This window comes from Vibrio sp. 03_296 (genome assembly GCF_002265885.1).
The window spans coordinates 1-1932 of sequence record NZ_NPKW01000108.1 but is presented as its reverse complement, the minus strand read 5'-3'; the positions used below and the strand labels follow the sequence as shown (position 1 = coordinate 1932).

The 1932-nt window shown below is 44.7% G+C and carries 4 protein-coding genes; 3 read left to right on the top strand and 1 reads right to left on the bottom strand.

What is annotated here, in order from left to right; all coding sequences use genetic code 11:
* The 3 genes from CIK04_RS13395 to CIK04_RS13385 all read left to right on the top strand — a co-directional run.
* Window positions 1-260 (top strand): single-stranded DNA-binding protein (locus tag CIK04_RS13395; protein WP_325205716.1); only part of this gene is annotated, 260 nt, incomplete at its 5' end.
* Window positions 260-595: a hypothetical protein gene (locus tag CIK04_RS13390; RefSeq protein ID WP_232708710.1), complete on the top strand. Its 336-nt coding sequence runs from the start codon at window positions 260-262 to the stop codon at window positions 593-595. The genes CIK04_RS13395 and CIK04_RS13390, both read left to right, overlap by 1 nt.
* 69 nt (window positions 596-664) lie before the next feature.
* Entirely contained in the window at window positions 665-895 is a 231-nt protein-coding gene (locus CIK04_RS13385; RefSeq protein WP_097353731.1) for a DNA polymerase III subunit alpha, read from the top strand.
* 761 nt (window positions 896-1656) lie between these two features.
* Here the strand turns inward: CIK04_RS13385 and CIK04_RS33320 are convergent.
* Window positions 1657-1791 carry a hypothetical protein gene (locus CIK04_RS33320; protein ID WP_325205715.1) on the bottom strand — a complete coding sequence of 45 codons (135 nt, stop codon included), beginning with the start codon at window positions 1789-1791 and terminating at the stop codon, window positions 1657-1659.
* Between the last annotated feature and the right edge of the window lie 141 nt (window positions 1792-1932).

Here is a 1932-nt window from a genome sequence, read left to right as displayed (position 1 = left end):
TCTTCGAAGAGGATGTGCGTGTTGATGTACGCACGACCAAAGCCAAGGATGATAAGCCAGCACGCAAAATCTATGAGCAGGTTGCTTATGTTTATCTAGGCGGCAAGTTCCCAACGCAAATGAAACTCTCGCTTGATGAAGAGCAAAAGCCTTATCCGGCTGGCATGTATACCGTTGATAGTTCGAGTTATGTCGTGAATAACTTTGGTTCACTCGAGCTTAAACGCTTCGGCTTAAGCGTGGTGGCCTTGGAGTCTTAATGATGAAAACACCGACACCAGAGCAGATAAAGAAAGAATGCGGTCTACCGAAGAATGCTCAGTACATCGGCTGGCTAGTGCATAACCTAAATCAAGACGACTTCTTGATACGTTATCACTTGGGTAGTTCGGCTTGGTGCTTAATGCCTGAAACGGCTCATCGGTTCGAAAGCTTCCAGTCTGCAAGTGATGCGATTAAGCAGCTAGACATAGCACACAAAGCTATCGTGGTAATCGCGTTCGAGCTAAGCAATCAGGTTGTGGTTATTGCACCTGACCAATATCGAGACGAGTTCCAATCCGAATCCAACAATCCGTTTAGAGCGCAAGCCTAAAACAAATTAGCCCGTAACTGGTAGGACAGCTACGGGCTACTCACAATCAACTTAAACAGGAAGTTAATTATGAAGGAATATACCTTAGACGATGCACAAGCCGTTGCCAATGATCTCTTTGATATCTCGCTGTTCTTAAACTCAACATCATGCCGTGAGAGCGAAGAGTTACAAGCCATTATCTGGGAGCGTCTGCAATCTCAAATCGAGCACTTGCAAAGCGTGTTGTCGTTTATCGAGATGCAGCCATTGCTCAAAGCTCACTTGCTGCAAGAGCAGAGTCACCAAGCCTTAAACTAAACCCGCGATAATCGTTCTCAACTGTCATAAATGCTTCTTTATGGCAGTTGAAATCCGCGATGAAAACCATCCCAAGCTGAAATGCCAAAGTGCGCATTATGGTTCTGAATTATGTTGAGGGTTTGCCTTTGGCCTGACGCGCGCAAAGGGTGGGCGAAGAACTTGCTCATTGTCGCAGCTTGCTGCGTACATGCTAGGCGTGAGAATCGCTTTGAAGTGGAAGCCCGTAACATAATTTACATAATGTCGAACTTAACGAACACATGACATACTCACTGAAACCGACCCGAAGGGGCTAGGCCGAACGTTAGCCCCAACATCAACCGGATTTATGCTACTGCATATCCTCATAACTTCCAGTCGATGAAAGAGCGTTCGCAATATTCCAGCGCTCCCTAATGTTTTTTCGCGTTCTCTATCCTCCTAGCTCTCACTAAATTCACCTCGCGCCCTGCTAAGCCGTCTTTTCTCTCGCCCAACGACGAACGACGTAGCGAGGCTGAGCGAAGGAGGAGGAGGGGCGAGAGTACACTATCTTTAATAGTCTACTCTAGTCCAATATTTAGACTCTTATCTTATTCACGTACTCTTCATCTGCTTGCATTTCGTAGTACTGTTGTTCTGTCTTTGGCTTTAGGCTCTTAAAGAACTTTTCATGATCTTCAACAGTTTCCCATAATTTAAGAATCTGCATCTCAGGTGATGGCCTCTCTGAGTTAAGCCTGTAAATGAAATCTTCCAGACTATAGCGAGTGTTTAGCTTACCTCGACAAATCTCTGCTTCTGTAATCTTCAATATCTTCGCTAGTTGGCTGACCTGCTGTTGCTTTMGGTTCGGTTATCCCGTTCTCCCWCTTCATGTAGGTCTGCTTGGTTACACCTAGTTTATCTGCCATATCGTATTGGGACAGATTAGTGTTTGCTCTAGCTTCCTTTAGTACATCACCATCATAATTTTACTCACTTGGTACATTTTAGTTTTATCATACACTCACTTTTCTACCACATCTGCTTGCTAGTAATTTTTCTTTTGTGTA

Coding starts and splice junctions, on each gene's coding strand:
- CIK04_RS13390 (WP_232708710.1), top strand. CDS start 260: ATGATGAAAACACCGACACCAGAGCAGATAAAGAAAGAATGCGGTCTA.
- CIK04_RS13385 (WP_097353731.1), top strand. CDS start 665: ATGAAGGAATATACCTTAGACGATGCACAAGCCGTTGCCAATGATCTC.